The organism is Bartonella sp. AA18HLJMS (assembly GCF_042197245.1).
Lineage (GTDB): Bacteria > Pseudomonadota > Alphaproteobacteria > Rhizobiales > Rhizobiaceae > Bartonella.
The window spans coordinates 1-1,214 of sequence record NZ_JBHIRP010000064.1 but is presented as its reverse complement, the minus strand read 5'-3'; the positions used below and the strand labels follow the sequence as shown (position 1 = coordinate 1,214).

The 1,214-nt window shown below is 41.2% G+C and carries 1 protein-coding gene; it reads left to right on the top strand.

All coding sequences use genetic code 11. The annotated features are described in order from the left end of the window. Nucleotides 1–6: 6 nt before the first annotated feature. A partial coding sequence (locus ACFINW_RS09910; RefSeq protein WP_375674261.1) for a ShlB/FhaC/HecB family hemolysin secretion/activation protein occupies nucleotides 7–1,214 on the top strand: 1,208 nt, incomplete at its 3' end.

Genomic DNA, 1,214 nt, shown 5'->3' with positions numbered 1-1,214 from the left:
TGCTTCATGAATAGTGCAAAGCGGGGGCAATCTGTATTGTTTTGTGTATTTTTACGCCAAAGTTCTCTTTTGAGAATTTTTCGTGCCATTTTTGTTTTCTTTGGCTTGTTTACAGGTGTAAATGTTTATGCGCGCTCCTCAGCTATTTTTCATTCCCCAACAGATAATTTTTCTCGTAGGTATTCAGAAAAGCAGCAATTAGAAAGAATTGAGAAATTACGGTCTTTAACGCCTAAAAGGATAAAGACGCCTTCAGAGCAAAATCCAGAAACGCTTTTGGGTGGGAAGCAATGTTTTCCAATTCATGCTGTTGTTGTTGAGGGAGTGCATCATGTCAAAAAGCGCTCTATATCAGCCGTAACAGAGCCTTATGTTGGAAGATGTATCGGTCTTGTCGATATTCAGCTCTTAATCAAGAAGTTAACCAAAGTTTATTTGGATCAAGGCTATGTAACGGCGCGTTTTTACATTCCTGATCAAGATATCAAAAACAGCAAGACGCTCAAATTTGTTGTCATTGAGGGCAAGCTTTCAGAGATTTACTATAATGGTTCACCGGCATCTCGTTATAATAATGTTGTATGGAGTGCTTTTCCTGGGCTTCAAGGTCATGTTCTGAACATGCGCGATATTGAACAGGGGCTTGATCAGATCAACCGTTTGAGTTCAGCACACGCTCAAAGCGAACTTCTTCCAGGGCGTGAAGAAGGGAGCACCATTGTCAATATTAACAATCATCCCGATAAAACGTTCAAGGTTACTGTTTCTCATGACAATATGGGACAATCTTCCACGGGTTATGCGCGTTATAGTGCGGGCTTGAGGGTAGAAAATATTTTAGGGATGAATGATGCGTGGGATTTTAACTATCAACGCAGTGAGCCCGATTATTGGGGTGGGAGCAAGCAAGAAGGACATAGCAATAACATTTCAGCGAGTGTGAGTATTCCATATGGTTATTGGACCTTTGGATTGAATGGCACTGTTTATAATTACCAAAGCATAATCCCTGGCAATTTTACCGATATTGAGACGACGGGGGATTCCAGTGAGTTGCACGCCAGTACAAGCAGGGTTCTTTACCGTGATAGTGTTTCCCTTACAACCTTGAATTTGGGTCTTTCTTATAAAAGAACCAACAATTACCTTCTTGGCAATAAGATTGAAGTGGGCAGCCGTCAATATAGCGTCGCCAATTTTGGCATTTCGCATTC